17 protein-coding genes and 1 other RNA gene are annotated in these 19,920 nt (G+C 31.4%); 7 read left to right on the plus strand and 11 right to left on the minus strand.

What is annotated here, in order from left to right:
• Window positions 1-373 precede the first annotated feature (373 nt).
• Window positions 374-1,186 (plus strand): sugar/pyridoxal phosphate phosphatase YigL, encoded by an 813-nt coding sequence (gene yigL / locus JK145_RS02380; RefSeq protein ID WP_220665285.1) that lies wholly within the window; start codon window positions 374-376, stop codon window positions 1,184-1,186.
• A gap of 400 nt (window positions 1,187-1,586) precedes the next feature.
• Here the strand turns inward: yigL and JK145_RS02385 are convergent, their stop codons facing one another.
• The gene (locus tag JK145_RS02385; RefSeq protein ID WP_220665286.1) at window positions 1,587-2,198 is read right to left on the minus strand and encodes a YhgN family NAAT transporter; all 612 of its coding nucleotides are present in this window, start codon (window positions 2,196-2,198) and stop codon (window positions 1,587-1,589) included.
• A 159-nt stretch (window positions 2,199-2,357) separates the two neighbouring features.
• On the opposite strand from JK145_RS02385, the gene asd reads away from it, so the two are divergent.
• The gene (asd, locus tag JK145_RS02390) at window positions 2,358-3,473 is read left to right on the plus strand and encodes an aspartate-semialdehyde dehydrogenase (protein WP_220665287.1); all 1,116 of its coding nucleotides are present in this window, start codon (window positions 2,358-2,360) and stop codon (window positions 3,471-3,473) included.
• Between the two features lie 162 nt (window positions 3,474-3,635).
• On the opposite strand, the gene nfuA is transcribed toward asd, so the two are convergent.
• Window positions 3,636-4,217 (minus strand): Fe-S biogenesis protein NfuA, encoded by a 582-nt coding sequence (gene nfuA, locus JK145_RS02395; protein WP_220665288.1) that lies wholly within the window; start codon window positions 4,215-4,217, stop codon window positions 3,636-3,638.
• A 230-nt stretch (window positions 4,218-4,447) separates the two neighbouring features.
• Here nfuA and bioH point away from each other — a divergent pair, with 230 nt between their 5' ends.
• Window positions 4,448-5,239, plus strand: coding sequence for a pimeloyl-ACP methyl ester esterase BioH (bioH, locus tag JK145_RS02400; protein ID WP_255555807.1), 792 nt, complete (start codon window positions 4,448-4,450; stop codon window positions 5,237-5,239).
• 49 nt (window positions 5,240-5,288) lie between these two features.
• Here bioH and ssrA read toward each other — a convergent pair.
• Window positions 5,289-5,680: a transfer-messenger RNA gene (ssrA, locus tag JK145_RS02405) on the minus strand.
• 421 nt (window positions 5,681-6,101) lie between these two features.
• Here ssrA and JK145_RS02410 point away from each other — a divergent pair.
• Window positions 6,102-6,731 (plus strand): MBL fold metallo-hydrolase, encoded by a 630-nt coding sequence (locus JK145_RS02410; RefSeq protein ID WP_220665289.1) that lies wholly within the window; start codon window positions 6,102-6,104, stop codon window positions 6,729-6,731.
• A gap of 249 nt (window positions 6,732-6,980) precedes the next feature.
• Here JK145_RS02410 and asnS read toward each other — a convergent pair whose 3' ends face one another.
• A complete protein-coding gene (gene asnS, locus JK145_RS02415) occupies window positions 6,981-8,381 on the minus strand; it encodes an asparagine--tRNA ligase (RefSeq protein ID WP_220665290.1) in 1,401 nt (466 codons plus the stop codon).
• Between the two features lie 909 nt (window positions 8,382-9,290).
• Between asnS and ung the strand changes: the two genes are divergently transcribed.
• A complete protein-coding gene (gene ung / locus JK145_RS02420) occupies window positions 9,291-9,989 on the plus strand; it encodes a uracil-DNA glycosylase (RefSeq protein ID WP_220665291.1) in 699 nt (232 codons plus the stop codon).
• Between the two features lie 267 nt (window positions 9,990-10,256).
• On the opposite strand, the gene grpE is transcribed toward ung, so the two are convergent.
• A complete protein-coding gene (gene grpE / locus JK145_RS02425) occupies window positions 10,257-10,901 on the minus strand; it encodes a nucleotide exchange factor GrpE (protein WP_220665292.1) in 645 nt (214 codons plus the stop codon).
• Between the two features lie 138 nt (window positions 10,902-11,039).
• Between grpE and nadK the strand changes: the two genes are divergently transcribed.
• Entirely contained in the window at window positions 11,040-11,924 is an 885-nt protein-coding gene (gene nadK / locus JK145_RS02430) for an NAD(+) kinase (protein ID WP_220665293.1), read from the plus strand.
• 414 nt (window positions 11,925-12,338) lie between these two features.
• Here the strand turns inward: nadK and JK145_RS02435 are convergent, their stop codons facing one another.
• Window positions 12,339-12,626: an RnfH family protein gene (locus JK145_RS02435; protein WP_220665294.1), complete on the minus strand. Its 288-nt coding sequence runs from the start codon at window positions 12,624-12,626 to the stop codon at window positions 12,339-12,341.
• A 489-nt stretch (window positions 12,627-13,115) separates the two neighbouring features.
• Here JK145_RS02435 and smpB point away from each other — a divergent pair, with 489 nt between their 5' ends.
• On the plus strand, window positions 13,116-13,589 hold the full coding sequence (gene smpB, locus JK145_RS02440) for an SsrA-binding protein SmpB (protein WP_220665295.1): 474 nt from the start codon (window positions 13,116-13,118) through the stop codon (window positions 13,587-13,589).
• Window positions 13,590-13,703: 114 nt separating this feature from the next.
• Here the strand turns inward: smpB and kdsB are convergent, their stop codons facing one another.
• The 5 genes from kdsB to rpsA all read right to left on the minus strand — a co-directional run bounded on the left by kdsB (window position 13,704) and on the right by rpsA (window position 19,834).
• On the minus strand, window positions 13,704-14,459 hold the full coding sequence (kdsB, locus tag JK145_RS02445; RefSeq protein ID WP_220665296.1) for a 3-deoxy-manno-octulosonate cytidylyltransferase: 756 nt from the start codon (window positions 14,457-14,459) through the stop codon (window positions 13,704-13,706).
• Between the two features lie 10 nt (window positions 14,460-14,469).
• Entirely contained in the window at window positions 14,470-14,688 is a 219-nt protein-coding gene (locus tag JK145_RS02450) for a Trm112 family protein (RefSeq protein ID WP_220665297.1), read from the minus strand.
• Window positions 14,689-14,975: 287 nt separating this feature from the next.
• A complete protein-coding gene (lpxK, locus tag JK145_RS02455) occupies window positions 14,976-15,989 on the minus strand; it encodes a tetraacyldisaccharide 4'-kinase (protein WP_370627592.1) in 1,014 nt (337 codons plus the stop codon).
• Window positions 15,986-17,752, minus strand: coding sequence for a lipid A ABC transporter ATP-binding protein/permease MsbA (msbA, locus tag JK145_RS02460; protein WP_220665299.1), 1,767 nt, complete (start codon window positions 17,750-17,752; stop codon window positions 15,986-15,988). Before msbA ends, lpxK begins: the two co-directional genes overlap by 4 nt.
• Window positions 17,753-18,160: 408 nt before the next feature.
• Window positions 18,161-19,834 (minus strand): 30S ribosomal protein S1, encoded by a 1,674-nt coding sequence (rpsA, locus tag JK145_RS02465; protein WP_220665300.1) that lies wholly within the window; start codon window positions 19,832-19,834, stop codon window positions 18,161-18,163.
• Window positions 19,835-19,920: the final 86 nt, after the last annotated feature.

Raw genomic sequence — 19,920 nt, forward strand, 5'->3', positions numbered from 1 at the left:
TACAACTAAATAATAATTTTATTTTAAATATAAAAATTATTAATCAGTTAATAATTATAGATCTAACCTACCCTCTAAAGTTCGTTGAGTTTTACTTAATTATGAAAATTTCTTATCAAGAAATAAGAATATTCCAAACATATAAATCGCTGATTAAATTTTCTTATTTGTTTCATGTTCTTTTTGCTTAATTAAAATTATAATAATTTCATTTATGAATATGATAAGATTATAGATTTACATGGCTTTTTATCACATATTTGAAAATAGTGATTTCGTAAGTAGTAAGTCTTAAGAAATTTCTTTATAGAAATTTACGTTAACTTCAATTAATTTCTTTCTGTAAAAATTTTGCGCAATAGAGGTTTTTTCTATGTTTCATATTGTTGCGTCTGATTTGGATGGTACATTACTTTCTCCAGCCAGAAGATTAACTCCTTATACTAAAAAAATCCTGCAGATGTTAACTTCGAAAGGAATTCATTTTGTTTTTGCTACTGGAAGGCATCATGTTGATGTTGCAAAAATGCGGTCTAACTTAGAAATCAATGCTTATATGATAACTTCTAACGGAGCACGTATACACAACATTGCTAGTGAACCGATCTTTTCTTACAATTTAGATAAAGATATTGCTGCAGAATTGTTAAGTATGGTAGATCGGGATCAAAGAATCCTCACGAACGTTTTTCGCAACGATGAATGGTTTATGAATCGAAATCGTTCTGACCAAAAGGACTTTTTTCTTGAATCTTCTTTTAAATACCAAGTATATCAACAAGGAACATTACCTACGGATGGTATTTGTAAAGTTTACTTTACTTGCGAGGATTATCAACGACTCTTAATACTCGAAAAGACGCTTAATGCTAGATGGGGTGATCGGATCAATGTTAGTTTTTCATTACCTGGATGTTTAGAAGTTATGGCTGGAGGTGTTTCTAAGGGGCATGCATTACAACAAGTAGCTAGTTTACTGGGCTATCAATTACAAGACTGTATTTCTTTCGGAGACGGAATGAATGATCAAGAAATGCTATCAATGACTGGAAAAGGTTGCATTATGCAAAATGCGCAGAATCGCCTTAAGAAAATATTACCGAACTTAGAAGTTATTGGAAGCAATGAAGAAGAGGCAGTACCTCGTTATCTTTACGACATGTACTTCGGTAATCCCTTCAAATAAGGATTTTCATTGAAAGCAACCACCCTTTTGAAGGAAAATCTTCTTGTTAAGAGGAGGGAAAGTATTAAAAAAAATAATTCGCCACTTAACTTCTATTAAATAGAAATTAGAGATAATATAAGATAAGATCTTTGGATCTAAATTCAAATTCAGATAAGATGTATTCTCTTTAACTAAAGATTAAAACGATACCGTTTTACACTCTTGTTATCATTAAACTCTACCATTACTCAAGAATTTTATGCAAGTTCTCTTTACTATGAATCATAAGATTTTCTATTAAGAAATAATTGACATTATATAATGAACATATCATGTATTTAATGTGATTTTTTTCAAAAAAATAAAAAATGTTGTAATTCTTCCTTTTGAATTTCTCTTGTTTAAAAGAAATTGATAATTAAAATGAATTCCAGAAACGAAAATAAGAATGAACACCATCTAAAAACATTTGTATAGCAATCATTAATAATAATAGCCCCATCAACCGTTCGAAAATAATGACACCTTTCTTTCCTAAGAAATGTAAAAAAATGTTAGATAACATTAATATAAAAAAGGATATTCCCCAAGCCGCCAATAGCGCCAATGTTAATTGTTTAATTTGGTGAGGATACTGACGCGATAGTAATAACAATGTTGCGAGGACAGATGGTCCAGCTACTAACGGAGTTGCCAAAGGTACTAAAAATGGTTCTTCTTCCTTTGTTGAGAAATCAAATTTATTATGATCTTGCTGCGTTATGAAAACCATTTTTATAGCGATTAAAAATAAGATAATTCCGCCAGAAATTGATACGACTTCAGTGCGCAAATTTAAAAATGAAAGTACTTGTTCTCCAATAAGTAAAAAAGCTATCATTAGTAACAATGCTACTAACATTTCTCGAATAATAATAACTCGACGTCGAATTGGACTAAAGTGTTTTAGTATTGATATAAAAATCGGTAAATTCCCAAAAGGGTCTATTACTAAAAATAGTAAAATAGAAGTTGACATCATTTCACTCATCTACTTTCTCTGCTATTAACATTAGCTTGTGATATAATAATAATAAATAGGAAAAAATTATAAAGTTATTACTTCTAAAAATTTTTTAATTAAAAGACTGTCTTTCATATAACATTAAAAAGTTTGAAGAAAAAGTTTATTTTTTAATAAAGTATTAACATGAAAAAAGTTGGCTTTATCGGTTGGCGCGGTATGGTTGGTTCAGTACTAATACAACGTATGATTGAGGAAAATGATTTTGATACTATTTTCCCCATGTTTTTTTCTACTTCTCAATACGGTCGATTAACTCCATTTTTAATGAAAGGTCGCCGAAGTGTATTGCAAAACGCGCGAAATTTATCAGCATTGAGCAGTTTAGATATCTTAGTTACTTGTCAAGGAAATAGTTACACTAATGAAATTTACCCAAAGCTTCGGAAAATAGGATGGCAAGGTTACTGGATTGACTCCTCTTCATCTTTACGAATGAAAGACGATGTAATCATTATTTTAGATCCTATCAATCAAACTGCAATTCAGAAAGGAATAGATCGCGGTATTAAAACTTTTGTGGGAGCAAACTGCACTGTAAGCCTCATGCTGATTCCGTTAGGCGGTTTGTTTGAGCAAAGGCTGATAGAATGGATATCAGTAGCCACCTATCAAGCAGCATCTGGTTGTGGCTCACGTTGTATGCGTGAATTGCTAGTACAAATGGGCCAAATATATGGCAAGGCAAATAAATTACTGCAAGATCCAGCATCATCTATTTTGGACATTGAGCGCCAAATCACCAGTTTGGTACAAAGTCGCGATTTGTCAACAGAAAATTTTGGTGTTCCTTTAGCTGGTAGTTTAATTCCTTGGATTGGAGAAAATCTAAAAAATGGTCAGAGCAGAGAAGAATGGAAGGGTCAAGCTGAAACAAATAAAATTCTTAATTCTTCGCATCATGAATTGGTATTCGTGGATGGTCTATGTGTACGTATAGGCTCTCTTCGTTGTCATAGTCAGGCACTAACGCTAAAATTAAAAAAAAATATTCCAATAGCAGAAATTGAACAACTTCTTTCATCTCATAATAACTGGGTCACTGTAATTCCTAACGAATTCGAATTATCTATTCGAGAACTAACACCAACAGCAGTAACTGGCACGTTAAGAACGCCTATTGGTCGTTTAAAAAAATTGAATATGGGGCCAAAATATCTTTCAGCTTTTACTGTCGGTGATCAATTATTGTGGGGCGCAGCAGAGCCTATTCTTCGAATGATACGTCAACTAACTCGTTAAGTTTTAAAAGTTTAAAAATAACTGAGTAAATAAGTATTAATTTTCTCAGTAAGATTTTTAACTAAAAATCATATAATTTTAAACTATATCTAAAGATATAATCGTACTAGGTAGAAAAACTATTTCAGTTAAAGCAACCGGGATAAAAGCAGTTAGATTTAATTACTTGTAATAAGAATGCTCTCCTCGTTGGTGTTCAGTAAAATCAGATACCCCTTTTAGTTCAGGGAATCGAGCTAATAGTTTTTTTTCAATTCCTTCTTTAAGAGTGTAGCCAGCCATTAAACATCCATTGCAACCACCACTAAATTTTAGAACAGCCAACATATCGTTATTAATTTCTACTAATGTTATTTGACCTCCATGAAAAGCTAATTTCGGATTAATCTGTGAATGAATAAAGTATTCTACTCGATCAGCAAGCGAGAGATTAGTATCTGCTTTATTCATTAATTTGATGTTAGGAGCTTTGATGGTTAATTGAGATTCTAAATTTTCTTTAATTAAATCAATTTTAGCATCTTGTAAATAAGGAACAGATAGTTTGTCAATATAAACAGAAAACTTACCAAATTTTAGCTCTATATCAGTATTTTCTACTGTACCTGAAGGGCAATAAGAAATTCCACATTCTGCATTAGGTGTTTCAGGATTAATAACAAAAACACGAATATGAGTACCTGGTTGCTGATTAACTAATAATTTTATAAAATGTTCTTTAGCAACTTCTGTAATTTGAATCATAATATCTAGTTAGCGAATTTTTAAATTAAAAATTCATTATAAAGCCATATTTAATTAATAACAAAATTTAATATAATAAATTTATACACACTTAATTTATTAATAAAATAAATATTTGCTTTTAATAAAGATTCCAAGATTTTGAATTAATTAGCCAATAATCTTACTTTTTACTAAATTAACCTAACTATAGATAATACTAATTTATTAATTAATAACTAACTTTTAATATGTCAAAAAATATAGCGTCAATTTTTTGGAAAACTATTGGTAATGGAAATAATGACCTCATTATGTTGCATGGTTGGGCGCTAAATTCTTCAGTGTGGACTTGTATTATTCCATATCTATCCTCTCGCTTTCGACTTCATTTAGTAGATCTACCAGGATACGGAAAAAGCTACAGCTATGGTTCATTAACCCTTGATGATATGTCAGAAAAAATTGCATTGCAATTTCCTCAAAATGCTTTCTGGTTAGGTTGGTCGCTTGGAGGGCTTATTGCAACCAAAGTGGCATATAAGTATCCTAATATAGTTTCAGGACTAATAACTGTTTCTTTTTCTCCACGTTTTTGTGCAAGTAATGACTTCTGGCCAGGGGTAAAACCAGAAGTGCTAAAAAATTTTTTATCTAGGTTAAATAAAAATTCTCATCATACTGTTAATCGATTTTTTAGTTTACAAACGAAAGGAACGGCGTCGTCAAAACAAGATGCCCGTAAACTGAAAAATATATACTCTTCTAGTCCTGTCAAAAACGAGGTTTTAATCAGTGGAATAGACCTTTTATACAAAAGCGATTTGCGTGCGATACTTAGTCGATTAAATATGCCATTACTTCATCTATATGGACTTCTTGATAATATCGTTCCAAATAATGTAATACCGTTAATCGATAGATTAAACCTTTCTAGTCAGAAAGTCGTGTTTTCCAATGCAGGGCATGTTCCATTTATTTCTCATTCAGAGTTATTTTGTCAAGTTTTATCCGATTTTATTCAAAGTAATTTTGAAGGCTAAAGAAAATAAATTAAAAGGTTTTACCTTTTTCAGTAAAGGCGTAGAAATATAGTGGAGCTGGCGGGATTTGAACCCGCGTCCGAAATCTCTACGTTCTCTGCACTACATGCTTAGTCATATCTTTAAAATTTATTCACTCGTTAGTCTCAGATAGACATGCTACTATCAAGTTATCCTGATTAATTTTTTAACGTTTTGTTCTCAGGAGGAACTTTTACGCGATCTCTTTAATTAAAAAGACCTCTTTTCTCTTTCTCAAAGAGAAAAGATATAGAGAAAGAGGGAACCTTTAGTTTATTGGACTAATTAAGCTGCTAACGCAGCAGGTTCAAGTCGAGAGTTATTTGCAACTATTTTTTTTGAGGTTTTTTACGAGGATTACCTCACCTCGACATGCGCTTTGAATTTCATAAACCTCGTCAAATCCAAAAAATCAGCCCCGTAATTATCAAGGTAAATTCATTTAGAATGATTATCTTAAATTTACTAAAAAGTTTACTTAAGATTGATATTGTTTATTTATGTACTTCTGAAATGGAGACAAATAAACGCTTATATTTATAACTAATAGTAATTAATTAATCAACTAATCATTTGTAAATACTTGATTAATTTTAATAAATTATATAATTTCCCTTTGAAAGGGGATTGCTTTTTTATTATAAAATTCAATGGAAGAAATATTTAATATTTAATTTTTTTAAATTAGCGATAATTATCTATGGCAAATAGCACAATATATTATGTTGTTCAGTGACATTTTTTAAAAAAATTAAGTTGCATACTAAAAGTAAACTAGCAAAAATTGCCATAAATAATTCAATTTAAGATAATCACTGTTACTAATGTAAAAAATAGACACATGGAATATTTTGTTATACCTGTAACGGCATTTAATCAAAATTGCTCTCTAGTTTGGTGCAAGGAAACAGGCAATGCTGTAATAGTGGATCCCGGTGGAGAAGCAAAACGTTTACAAAAAAAAATAGCAATGCTTGAAATAGTAGTTAAGGAGATATGGCTGACTCACGGTCATTTAGATCATGTTGGTGCCGCAAGCGAATTAGCTAAATTTTATAAGGTTCCTATTATAGGACCACATCATAATGAGAAAATTTTAATGACAAGTTTACCTTGGCAATGTCAAATCTTTGGTATGAAAATTATTCAACCCTTACTTCCAGATCGTTGGTTGCAAAATGGCGAGATTTTAAAAATTGGAAAAACATCGTTTCATGTCTTACACTGTCCTGGCCACTCTCCTGGACATGTGGTTTTTTGGAATAAAGAAAAAAAATTTATTTTAATGGGTGATGTTTTGTTTAATGGTAGAATTGGTTGTACTAATCTTCCTGGAGGTAATATATCTACCCTACTAGAATCAATTCATCGTCAAATTCTTCCATTAGAAGACAGCACTGTTTTTTTACCGGGGCATGGTTTAGAATCAACATTAGGTAATGAAAGGAAAACTAATCCTTTTTTGAAATAACAGAAGTAAAAAATTTCAATCAGATTGAATTAAAAATAAAGTATCATTGTTTTATCAACAGTCGCAATAAACTGTTAAGAAACAAATATTATAACTTAATAACCTGCAAAAGTATCTCTCAAGTTTCTATTTTTTTAGGTTTTATTTTCAGAAGTTAGCGCATTAAGAAGAAATAACAGCTAACATTCTTTTTTTTTCTTACTCGCAGAGAATTTATACAAATCAGCCTTAATTAGTTTTAAATGGATTTTAAAAATTTGCATTACGTGAACTTCGTGGAAACGGTATTGTATCACGAATATTTTTCATTCCAGTAATGTATGCTATTAATCGTTCAAAGCCTAATCCGAAACCTGCATGAGGAACACTTCCATATCGACGTAAGTCACGATACCACCAGTAATTTTCTTTATTAAGTCCTGTTTCTGTTAGTCGTTGATCTAATAGATTTAATCTTTCTTCGCGCTGCGAACCACCAATAATTTCGCCAATATTAGGCATTAAAATATCCATGGCTGCAACTGTTCTTTGATCGTCATTCATTCGCATGTAAAATGCTTTAATATCCTTTGGATAATTTTTTATCACTAACGGTGATTTGAAATATTTTTCAACCAAAAAACGCTCGTGTTCTAAAGATAGATTATGGCCCCAGAAAATTGGTTTTTCAAACTTTTGGTTATGTTTTTGAAGAATTGTTATTGCTTCAGTATAATTAATTTTGGCAAAATCTGTATTGATACAATAAACAAGATGACTGATTGCTTCTTTATAAATTTGTTTTGCAAAAAATTGCATATCGTCCTCTCTTTCCTGCAAAATTGTTCGAAACAGGTATTTCAGCATTTTTTCTGCTAAATTTATTGCATCATCTAAAGTGGAGAATGCTATTTCTGGTTCTACCATCCAAAACTCAGCAAGGTGACGACTAGTATTAGAATTTTCTGCACGAAACGTTGGGCCAAAAGTATAAACTTTTGACAGAGCACAAGCATAACTTTCACAATTCAATTGTCCTGAGACTGTTAGGAAAGTTTTTTTTCCAAAAAAATCTTTGCGGTAATCTACTTTACCATCTGATAAATATGGTAAATTTTCAAGATCGAAAGCAGTCACATGAAACATTTCTCCACTGCCTTCTGTATTAGAAGTGGTTATTAATGGCGTTGATATCCATAAAAACCCTTGTTTCTCCATAAAACGATGGATAGCTTGTGCCAAAGTGTTTCGCACTCTAGTTATTGCACCAATAAGATTGGTGCGTGGACGTAAGTGGGCCACTTCTCTTAAATATTCCACGCTATGGCGCTTAGTTGCTATGGGATATGTATCTGGACTCTCTACCCAACCGATCACTGTGATTGTTTTCACCTGTATTTCATAATTTTGCTTTCTTCCGAAAGACCTAATTACTCGACCTACTACTGATACAGAGCAACCTGTCGTCAATCGCAAAACATCTTTTTTATAATTAGGAAGAGTACTGCTGATAACAGTTTGTACTGCATCGAAACAAGAACCGTCATAAATAGTAAGGAAAGAAATTCCAATATTTGAATCTCGACGAGTCCGTACCCAACCTCTTAGGATTATTTCCTGATCGGACGAAATGGATCCTCGTAAAATATCGGTTACATATACTATATTCATGAATAAACTTTATTCTTTATAAGTAAATAATTAAAGGTTTTTAATGTTTTGAAAAATTAATCTATTCTAGAAATAGAAGTTCATAACAATTATTTTTAGGCTGAATAATCAATGTATTTTACGTACACTAAACACTAGTTATCAATAAACAGTATTAATATTAATATGTTAAAAAAATAAAATATAGGAAGCTTTTTCTTAACTTTAGAAAAAAATTTTAAATGCTTTTAGATAAAGAGTAAATGCCAAATGCAACCTTTTAATTTATTTAAATATTTATCTAAGTTAAAAAATTTAACTATTTATTTTATAAATGGCTAACAATAGTTTGTTTCTAAAAACTTTTATTTAAATTATGAACTAGTGATTTTTTTATGTTAAAAATAATACTTTTGTAATAAAAATTGTAAATTTTTTATTGTTAGAGTTTAACAAATTTTGCTAGAGTAAAGTTATCGTCATTGGATTAAGTATGCATGACTAGATTTTTTACTTAAATTAGCTCAACTTTTTAGTAAAAAAAATTGTACAGTCATCTCCTCCTCGTAAGAGGAGATAAGCAAGCAGTGTCTACTTCAAATATTCATATTCAATAATATTAAATTATATGTGGTATTTTCATCAAAATCTTCTTGCTAAAGAGTGCTAATAGTTAGATATAATTAATAATGAACTTTTCAAACTAAAACTAATTTTCAATAACTTATATAAATTTCAAAAAGAGATCACATTTAGAATATACACTTAAAAATCAACACTTAATGGATTAACTTTCCAATTTTTTGAAAAAAAATAATTCTCTTTAAGAAAAATTTTTAATCATACATCATGCATGCTATTCTTAAATAAACCTAACAGACTATACAGTTTAACCTACTATTTATTTTTTTATAAAATGCAATTTTTTAAATGAATAAGAAAATTACTTGGCAGGATGTTCTTGCAAAAGAAAAAAACCTTCCTTATTTTCAAAAAATTCTGTTGTTTTTATTCAGAAGGCGCGCATCAGGAATAATTGTTTATCCGTCAGCCAAGGATATTTTTAACGCTTTTCGATTTACAGAATTAAACAAAATAAAAGTAGTTATTCTAGGACAAGATCCGTATCACGGTCCGAATCAAGCTCATGGTTTTTCTTTTTCTGTTAAGCCAGGAGCACCTATCCCTCCTTCTTTATACAATATATATCGAGAACTTTCTAAAGATATTCCTAATTTTATCATTCCCAATCACGGCTGTTTGCAAAGCTGGGCAAACCAAGGTGTAATGCTACTTAATACAATACTAACAGTTGAGGCTGGAAAAGCCTATTCTCATGGTAATATAGGTTGGGAAATATTCACCGATAAAGTTATCAAAATCCTTAATGCAAACCGTAAAGGTATCATTTTTTTATTATGGGGTGCACATGCCCAAAAAAAGAAAATCTTCATAGATTCAAAACGTCATTATGTGCTTACTGCACCTCATCCGTCACCATTGTCTGCTCATCGAGGATTTTTTGGATGTCGTCATTTTTCTAAAGTTAATTTACTGTTAAAACAACAAGGAGAAAAAGAAATTAATTGGATACCAATTCCGATACTTACCTATCACGATTTCTTATAAAAAGTTTTCTTTAAAAGAAGAAAAACATATCTTTTGATATTTATATAGATGTATCCACTATATGATATAGACTTTTAAAAAAATTTGAACTTTTATTTTTTTTTGTAATTTTAACCACTAATGCTCTGGTAGAGATTAAAGAATGGGAATGAAAATAATTCAATGCTAAATCTATAGAAAAGCTACTCACTAGCCGCCTATGTCAGTATGACGGTTCGGTAGTAAACTGCTTTTTTCTTCTTTTTCTATATTTTCAAAGAAGAAAGATTAGCAGTTTTTAGCTTTTGAAACGACAACCATTGCTGGACGAACAAGACGACCATTAAGAATATATCCTTTTTGGATTACCATTGTTACCTGATTAGGTTCATGTTCACTAGATTCTAGTATTGTCATTGCTTGATGAATTTCCGGATTGAATGGTACATTCGCATCTTTTATTACATTAAGACCAAATTTTTGTACTACATTTAATAAAGACTTAAGTGTTAGTTCAATTCCTTCAATTGTGGATGCCAATTCGATTTGAGATTTATCCGACATATCTAATGCTCGTTCTAGATTATCTATAACGGGTAATAGCTCAATAATGAAACGTTCTAATGAAAATTTATGTGCTTTTTCAATATCCTGTTCGCTACGACGACGCACATTTTCAATTTCCGCTTTAGACCGCAATACGATATCACGTTCGCGTTTTTTTGCTTGGATTAGCATTGCTTCTAATTCAATAATACGTTCGTCTCTTGAGTCTAAAGCAGTTGCCATTTTGGAAGCATGTGTATCGGAGGCGTTTTGTGAATCTGTAAAATCAGCCGACTCAAGTTCTGTTTTTACTTGCTGTTTTTTTTCATTTTTATTTTCTTGTTCAATTTGTTCATCATTGTTACTTTGTTCTTTATTGCTTGACATAAGTCTTCTCCGCGATTCAGAAATAGTTCTCGCTAATTCTTATATTATAAGGATAAATAGCAGTGATTCAAGAGGAAGGACAATCTATAACAAAGCTCGTAAAATTACATTTGAAATCAATAATTAAATTAACAATTAATGACCAAATTTTTTCATACTGTCGGAATAGTCGGTTATCCACGTCATTCTCATGCCTTAATTACACATGAAATGCTATTTTATTGGCTAAATAAAAAAGGGCATCGTGTAATAATAGAACATCAAATTGCAAACAATTTAGCTTTACATAAAGTGGCTGACACTGGTAGTTTAGCTGAAATTGGTCGGCAAGCTGATTTAGCGATTGTGATTGGTGGAAATGGTAATATGTTAGGTGCAGCTCGTGTGCTAGCGCATTATGATATTAAAGTAATAGGTATTAATCACGGAACTCTTGGCTTTTTAACTGACCTTGATTTAAAGGATTCATCTTTATTAAAGTTGAATAATATATTGGACGGTCATTTTTATAGTGAAAAACGTTTTTTGTTAGAAGTTAAAATCTTTCGAAAAAATGTATGTACCCGATGGAGTAGCGCTATTAATGAAGTTGTTTTACATTCTAGAAAAATAGCTCATATGATTGAATTTGAAGTTTATATTGATAATGTTTTTGCTTTTTCTCAACGGTCTGATGGTCTTATTATTTCTACCCCAACAGGATCTACAGCTTATTCTCTTTCTGCTGGCGGTCCGATACTTACTCCATTAGTAGATGCTATTGCTCTAATAGCGATGTTTCCACATACTCTCTCTTCAAGACCGTTAGTTATTAACGGTAACAGTTTAATACAATTGAAATTCCCAAAACTCACATCGAACTTAGAAATTAGCTGTGACAGTCAAATTGGCTTGTTAGTTCAAGATGGAGAAGAAGTTTTTATTCGTCGAAGTGACTACTATCTCGATTTAATTCATCCAAACGATTACAATTATTTTAGTATCTTAAGTAGCAAGTTAGGCTGGCTAAAGAAATTTATATAGATCAACTTCTTTTATTTTGATATTGATAGCGATCAATTCAAATTTGATGTCTAAAAATAAATATAAACTAAGAAAATTGAAATTCTTTGTAAGAAGTTCTGACGAATCTCAGTGGATCAATGCTTATTTATAGAAAGAGCGGCCTATTCAACAATAATTTAAAAAAAATCTATATAGCTTTATTCGATTTAAGTAAAATCCCCATTCTATTCTGAAATAGAAATCTAAGAGGTAATGCCATATTTAGACACTAATACTTATTCAAATCTTAAGTGAGGATTAAAAAAAATCTTTTTAGTAAAAATTTTAATTTGGAATAATAAAAAATATCTATAATAATTATTTAATAAATCGATATTTCTTTTCGAGGAAAAGATTCTATTCATTAAATGAAAAATTTAACATAAGAGAACGTTACTTCTTTTTTTTATGATTTATATGCTGACGGCGTAGGTCTTTTGCACTAATTCTTAATGGTCGATAGATTTCAACTCTATCTCCATCATTTAATTTATCTTTTAACTGAGTAAGTCTTCCAAAAATGCCAACTTTATTAACGGAAAGATTAATATCCGATCTTATTAATAAAAGTCCAGAAGCGTGAATTGCCTCTTCAACAGTGCTCCCTTTTTTTAAAACTAATTGATGTACATATTGTTTTTCTGGTAAAGCGTAAACAACTGTAACTCGAACTTTTGGCATAATAAATTTTTTAATTTTAAAAAGTTTCTTTTTTAGTGATAATTTTATTGTCTGTCACTAAAAGATAATGTTTATGTTAATCTCAACAAACTACAAATTTTTTGGTAGAACTAAAACTTTTTTTAAATTTCTAACGATTTTTAAATATTTAGCATTTCTTCTTCTTAAGAAGAGAATTCTATTTTGAACAACAATCTTTTAAAGATAAAAAATGAATTTTCTTTCTACAAAAGAAATTTTATAGATTAAAATTTATGATAAATAAGTATAATATATCTTATTAAAGCAATTAAATATTAAAAATTAATTTTTATGATGATCAAGACGAAAAATATAAACTGATAAATTCAATTTATATTTATTAAATCCTATATAAACGACATTTATTGATACTTAATAAGTTGACACTTGCTCAAAATAAAAACTGCTATTTGCTAAATAGCATTTATTTTTCTATTTTAAAGTCAGACATATTAAATAACGTTTGTTATGAAAAAGAAAAAAAAATCGACAGAGATTATTATTACTCAAAATAAAAGAGCTAAGCATGAGTTTTATATAGAAAAAGAACTTGAAGCAGGACTCGTCCTATTAGGATGGGAGGTTAAGTCACTTCGATCTGGTCAAGTAAATATTAGCAATAGTTACGTATTAATTAAACATAGAGAAGTCTATCTTTTTGGCGCTGTCTTTCAGCCACTAATAGTATCTACTTCCCACGAAGTTTTTGATCCCGCTCGAACTCGAAAGATTTTGCTTAAAAAGCATGAAATAAATTTCTTATTTAACTGTATAAATCGTAAACGTTATACAGCAATAGCTCTGTCTCTTTTTTGGAAGAGTTCTTGGGCAAAAATGAAAATTGGTGTAGCCATGGGAAAAAAAAAGTATGATAAACGAATAAAAATAAAAGAACGAGAATGGCAAATAAATAAAAAACGAACCACAGACTATTTAAGCTGAAAAAAAGCTTTTTTATCTTGGAACCAATAAGACTAAACAGATCTTTTTTCAAAATTAATTAAAAGCTTATAATAAGCAGCTTTTAAGTACAAACATACTTAAAAGTAAAGGTATCTAAGTTTTTAACAAACGAGCTTTTTCTAATTCTGATGCAGTATTCACACTTACTCCAGATATTTTCTTTTCTATTGCGACATAAATCTTTTCGCCATACCATAAAATTCGTAATTGTTCAAGCTTTTCAATTTTTTCTAATGGACTAGTTGACCAATTAACATAACGACGTATAAAATCTACACGATAGGAATATATTCCTATATGACGCAATAACAATAATCTATGGATGGAAGATTTAGATTGACGAGAAAATTTTTTTTGGCTCCATGGAATGGAGGAGCGGGAAAAATATATTGCATAATTATACGAATTTACAACCACTTTAACTATATTTGGGTTAGATGCTTCTTTTAAAGTTGTAATCGGCACTGCTAATGTTGTAATTTTTCTTTGCGGGTCTTCTATTAGATCATTTGCTACTCGGCGGATAAATTTTGGTGATATGAAAGGCTCATCACCTTGTACGTTGACAATGATTTGATTATCAGGAAAGTTACGCTGGTCAATTACTTCTCTTAGACGTTCAGTGCCGGATAGATGTTCCTTACTAGTAAGACATGCCTCACCACCAGCAGTGTGGACAGCTTCTATTACTTTCATATGGTCAGTAGCGACAATAACTCGATCAGCACCAGAAGCCTGTGCCTGTTCCATTACACGTACTACCATAGGTTTCCCATTAATATCAATTAACGGCTTACCTGGCAATCGAATTGCTGCAAATCGAGCGGGAATGATCACTATAAAACTCATTGTTTTAACCTTATTCTATTGATGATTCATGATTAATAGTTTTAGTAATTAAATCAGCAGTTTTTATATCGATAGATCGTGCCTTGTTCTTTAAAAGAACAGGAATGCCATTACGAAATGGGTAAGCTAGTGCATCTGATTTACAAATTAACTCTTGATGTTCTTTATCATAATAAAGTTGTCCAGTACACACTGGACAAGCAATAATTTCCAATAAGCGATAATCCATAATGTCTCCGAAAAGTTCATGATATAAAATATTGCAGATATATTTAGAGTATAACATGTATATTACACAATTTTGCATTATTACAGTTGAATGCTCTACTAATAGCTGCTATTGAGAAATGATTAAACATGTCCTACAAGTAGCACATCCAGAAAACTGGCTTTAAAGAAATAATTAGAGAGTTGCATTAATCAGACCGAAAATGGTGTTTTTATAAAAACTTTACTCAGGCCTTTTAAATTATTAATAATATTAAAATATGTCGCTAAATTTATTTCTATTTCTTTTTAATATTTTGATTTGAGCGAAAGAAGAGAAGAATCTTTAATTGCCTGCAGGATTGGTTTCAATAACTTTTTTTCTACATCAAGTGGTATTTGAACATTAATCGGCAAATACCACCAGTTTATACGAGCAAAATCAAAACACTTAACTGCATCTTTTTCTGTCATCAAAAGTTGCTCTTCCGGGGAAACTAATTCATCTAACATACATTGTCGATAAACTTGGTGATCTTTAAATGTTACCTCTCTTAGAGGTGTTATACCTTCTTTACGAAGGATAGAAAAAAATCGAGGAGGATAACTAATACCGGCCATTGCAACTATTAACTTTAAACTAGTAAGAGCGCGTTGTTCTCCATTTAATATATTGATAGCATTACCAATAGTAAAAGTCATGGAAACTTCATTAAATTGAATGTTATTATTTCCATTAGTAATGATGGCTTGCACTGTTTCTAATCGCCATGTTCGTTCACGCATAGGACCTGCTGGTAACCACCAGCCGTTACCAAACCGACGATCTCCATCAACTACTATCCATTCAATATCTCTTCCTAAAGCATAATGTTGTAATCCATCATCGGTTATTATTACATCTAACGGATAAGTTTGCAGTAATGCTTTTACTGCTTCAACACGTTTTGGCGCTACTGCAATTGGTACTCCAGTACGTCGCCAAATAAGAAGCGGCTCATCCCCACATTGATCACTAGTGGTAGATGCGTTTAATAACAGCGGATAACGTTTTGCCTTTCCACCATAACCTCGTGCTACAACTCCAACTCGATATCCTTTTTTTTGTAATTTGTCTACTAACCATAGTACAACTGGCGTTTTACCATTTCCGCCAACTGTCAAGTTACCTACTACCACAATTTTTGTAGGAAAACGATGCACTTTAAGCCAATTAAATTGGTAACTATAACGAATGAATGCTGTAGTTAATCCATACAACCAAGAAAATGGTAAAAGTATCCAATATAGTCGCGAGGCTCTGAACCAAATATAAAATATTATTGACCGAACTGCAGATGATGAATTTGAGCGTAAACCCCCTGGCATGATATTAGTTCCTTATGACTTCCGCGTTCAACAATTCGTCCATCTACTATCACGAAAATTTCATCAGCTTTTTCGATGGTAGAAAGACGATGAGCAATAATTACTGAAGTGCGATTCTTCTGTAATGAATCTAGCGCTTTTTGAATTGCTTGTTCGGACTCAATATCAAGTGCTGAAGTAGCTTCATCTAAAATAAGGATTGGACAGTCACGCAGAAGGGCTCGTGCAATTGCGATTCGTTGACGTTGTCCACCAGATAATAGGATGCCATTTTCTCCAATTATTGTGTCTAAACCTTGGTCCATTTTTTCAATGAAATCCATAGCATAAGCCATAGATGCAGCACTTTCAATTTGTTTACGTGAGTAAATAGATTGGCTAGCGTAAGCAATATTGTTTGCAATAGTGTCATTGAATAAGTGCACAGTCTGAGAAACTAATGCTACTTGATTCCGTAATGAAGAAAGTTTATAAGCACGTACATCATTACCGTCTAATAATATCTGACCTTGCTGGACATCATAAAATCGAGTTAATAAATTAGCGATCGTTGACTTTCCAGCACCAGATCGCCCAACTAGAGCCACTGTATGACCTGCAGGAATTTTTAAATTAATATTATGAAGAGAAGGTGTTTTTTTACCTGGATATGAAAAAGTAACACGGTGAAAAGTAATATCTCCATTTCCACGTTTTATTTCTAAATAACCCTCGTCTTTTTCAGTTTCCATGTCAAGAATGGAAAATAAAGTTCGACAAGCGGCCATACCACATTGAAATCTGGCATTAACGCTGGTTAATGATTTTAACGGACGCATCAAAGCGATCATTGAAGAAAAAATAACAGTAATTGTTCCAGCAGTTAATGTTTCGATTACTGATGGTAAACTAGCAGTGTATAATACAAACGCTAAAGCAAGCGAAGCAATGAATTGAATTAATGGATCAGAAATCGAAGAAGCTGCTGCCATTTTCATACCTTGTTGACGCATGCGATTACTGACATCGTTGAAACGTTTTCGTTCCATTTTTTGGCCACCGAAAATTAGTACCTCTTTATGTCCCTTAAGCATTTGTTCAGCACTAGCGGTTAGTTGTCCCATAACGTTTTGCATTTTTTTGCTGATTTTTCGAAATCGTTTCGATACTTGTTGAATTGAGAGCGAAACTATAGGTATAGTTATGATTAAAACCAAAGAAAGTTGCCAACTATAATAAAACATCATTGATGATAAACCAACGATTGATACGCCCTCACGAATAAGAATAATTAAGGTTCCGGAAGAAGATAGGGCCACTTGTTCAGCATCGTAAGTAATGCGAGAAAGCAGTTTCCCAGTAGATTGTTGATCAAAGAAGGACATTGGCATATTCATCATATGATTAAACAATCGGCGACGCATATTCATAACTACATTTCCAGAAACCCAGGAAACGAAATATCCAGATACAAAACTGCTGATTGTCCTCATTATCATTAATCCTACTACTATTAGTGACATCCAAGCTAAAACACCACTATTTTTTCCGTTAGATTTTTTGTTAAATCCATCATCTAAAAGAGGTTGCAGTAACGATAACATAAAAGCGTCACTAATAGCATTTAGCATTAAGGCAACTGACGCAATAATCAAACCTAATTTGAATGGTGAGATCATTGGCCAAAGACGGAGAAAAGTATGCCAAGTAGAAAATGGAGGAACTTTGTTGTTTAGCATTCATTGACTAGTGTGCGTGAAAGCGAATAGTTTTAAGACAGAAACAAACTTTGCTGACATTAAGTAGGTAGCGATTTTTTGATATAAATGAATAACTTCATATATGGAACGCTAATTGAATAATCTAAGTCAGTTCAGATAAAATTTCATAACCGTTTACAAATTTATAAAATAACCTATCTTTTATAGAATTCAACAAAATAAGAAATTGGACCAAAACCTAAAATTTATAACGTTAGCTGAATGGAATTTATCTTTCATGTTGAAGTAATTTTTCTATGTGAAATTAAAAACTTTTCTAAAAATTTTCGTTTTTTCAATCTGCAAATACTTTCAGGTAGAAATATAAAAACATTAACGACTACTTTTTTTTAGATACTATTTTTTTCTCTCTATTTAATTTATTTATTATTGGTTGTTATCGTCTTTAGTTGCAGCTTTAAAAGCTTTCACCATTGTATTAAAAATACTGTCTTTTTCTTCTTCCATAGTGTTAGAGATGTCGTTCGAAGCATTAGTTGGTAACTTGGATAAATTGATTATCCTATTTTTTCGATCAATACTAATAAATTTTGCTTCTAATCTATCCCCAACATTTATACCTTTCATAACATTCTCAATACATTCATTTGAAGCTTCTGATGCACGCAAACATCCTTTAATATTATTTTCTAACTCAATTATAGCACTTTTTTCTTCAATTGACTTTACAAGTCCAGTAACAATATCTCCTTTTTTATATAAAGAAAGATAGTTGTTAAAAGGATCTTCATTTAATTGTTTTATACTTAAAGAAATACGTTCTCTTTCTGGGTCAACTTGCAATACTATTGCTTTGACTTCGTCACCTTTTTTATACTCTTTTACAGCTTTTTCATCAATTGAATCCCAGGAAATATCAGATAAATGAATTAAACCATCTATGCCTCCTTCTAGTCCAATGAAAATTCCAAAGTCAGTTATTGACTTAATTTTTCCTTTGACACAGTCACCTTTATTATAAGCTTCAGAAAATTTTTTCCATGGATTTGTTTTGCATTGTTTCAATCCAAGAGAAATACGACGGCGTTCCTCATCGATATCTAAAACCATAACTTCTACTTTATCACCTAAGTTAACCACTTTAGTAGGATGAATGTTTTTATTAGTCCAGTCCATCTCAGAAACATGCACTAAACCCTCAACACCTTCTTCGATTTCAACAAAACATCCGTATTCTGTTAGATTTGTAACTTGACCAATCAAACGTGTTCCTTCTGGAAAACGTTTAGCAATTGCGATCCATGGATCTTCTCCCAACTGTTTTAGACCTAGTGAAACTCGAGTTCGTTCACGATCAAATTTTAGTACCTTAACAGTAATTTCCTTTCCAATATCTACAATTTCTTTTGGGTGTTTTACACGCTTCCAAGCCATATCCGTAATGTGAAGTAACCCATCAATACCACCTAAATCAATAAACGCACCATAATCAGTAAGATTCTTAACAATTCCTTTAACTTCTATACCTTCCTGTAAATTCTTTAATAGAAGATCGCGTTCAACACTACTTTCAGATTCAATAATAGCGCGACGAGAAACCACAACATTGTTGCGCTTTTGATCTAGTTTAATTACCTTAAAATCAAGCTCTTTTCCTTCTAAATGAAGAGCATCTTTAATAGGTCGTGTATCAACAAGAGAACCTGGGAGAAATGCACGAATGCCACTTAATTCAACGGTAAATCCGCCTTTTACTTTTCCGCTAATAGTTCCACTAACAATGGATGATTTTTCATATGCCTTTTCAAGCATGATCCAAGTTTCATAGCGTTTAGCTTTTTCACGAGAAAGTATTGTTTCGCCAAAACCATCTTCAATCGTGTCTAATGCAACGTCAATTTGATCACCTATTTCAATTTCAAGTTCTCCACGAGCATTACGAAACTGCTCTATCGGAATAGCAGACTCAGATTTTAGTCCTGCATCAACTAAAACTAAGTCTTTTGCAATGGATACAATGGTTCCGCGAATAATAGAACCAGGACATATTTCTACTTCTTTTAAAGATTCTTCAAAGAGAAGGGCAAAAGATTCTTTCATTTTTAATAGTCTTCAATATTTTATCTGAAATGGATATTCAGTGACTTTTTGTTGAAAATGGATCCTTTCTTTTCAAAAGAAAGGTT

This window comes from Sodalis sp. CWE, assembly GCF_019646055.1.
In the GTDB taxonomy this organism is placed as follows: domain Bacteria; phylum Pseudomonadota; class Gammaproteobacteria; order Enterobacterales; family Enterobacteriaceae; genus CWE.

Excerpts from the sequence above, each read along its gene's own strand:
- yigL (WP_220665285.1), top strand. The coding sequence starts at position 374 with ATGTTTCATATTGTTGCGTCTGATTTGGATGGTACATTACTTTCTCCA.
- JK145_RS02385 (WP_220665286.1), bottom strand. The coding sequence starts at position 2,198 with ATGAGTGAAATGATGTCAACTTCTATTTTACTATTTTTAGTAATAGAC.
- asd (WP_220665287.1), top strand. The coding sequence starts at position 2,358 with ATGAAAAAAGTTGGCTTTATCGGTTGGCGCGGTATGGTTGGTTCAGTA.
- nfuA (WP_220665288.1), bottom strand. The coding sequence starts at position 4,217 with ATGATTCAAATTACAGAAGTTGCTAAAGAACATTTTATAAAATTATTA.
- bioH (WP_255555807.1), top strand. The coding sequence starts at position 4,448 with ATGTCAAAAAATATAGCGTCAATTTTTTGGAAAACTATTGGTAATGGA.
- JK145_RS02410 (WP_220665289.1), top strand. The coding sequence starts at position 6,102 with ATGGAATATTTTGTTATACCTGTAACGGCATTTAATCAAAATTGCTCT.
- asnS (WP_220665290.1), bottom strand. The coding sequence starts at position 8,381 with ATGAATATAGTATATGTAACCGATATTTTACGAGGATCCATTTCGTCC.
- ung (WP_220665291.1), top strand. The coding sequence starts at position 9,291 with ATGAATAAGAAAATTACTTGGCAGGATGTTCTTGCAAAAGAAAAAAAC.
- grpE (WP_220665292.1), bottom strand. The coding sequence starts at position 10,901 with ATGTCAAGCAATAAAGAACAAAGTAACAATGATGAACAAATTGAACAA.
- nadK (WP_220665293.1), top strand. The coding sequence starts at position 11,040 with ATGACCAAATTTTTTCATACTGTCGGAATAGTCGGTTATCCACGTCAT.
- JK145_RS02435 (WP_220665294.1), bottom strand. The coding sequence starts at position 12,626 with ATGCCAAAAGTTCGAGTTACAGTTGTTTACGCTTTACCAGAAAAACAA.
- smpB (WP_220665295.1), top strand. The coding sequence starts at position 13,116 with ATGAAAAAGAAAAAAAAATCGACAGAGATTATTATTACTCAAAATAAA.
- kdsB (WP_220665296.1), bottom strand. The coding sequence starts at position 14,459 with ATGAGTTTTATAGTGATCATTCCCGCTCGATTTGCAGCAATTCGATTG.
- JK145_RS02450 (WP_220665297.1), bottom strand. The coding sequence starts at position 14,688 with ATGGATTATCGCTTATTGGAAATTATTGCTTGTCCAGTGTGTACTGGA.
- msbA (WP_220665299.1), bottom strand. The coding sequence starts at position 17,752 with ATGCTAAACAACAAAGTTCCTCCATTTTCTACTTGGCATACTTTTCTC.
- rpsA (WP_220665300.1), bottom strand. The coding sequence starts at position 19,834 with ATGAAAGAATCTTTTGCCCTTCTCTTTGAAGAATCTTTAAAAGAAGTA.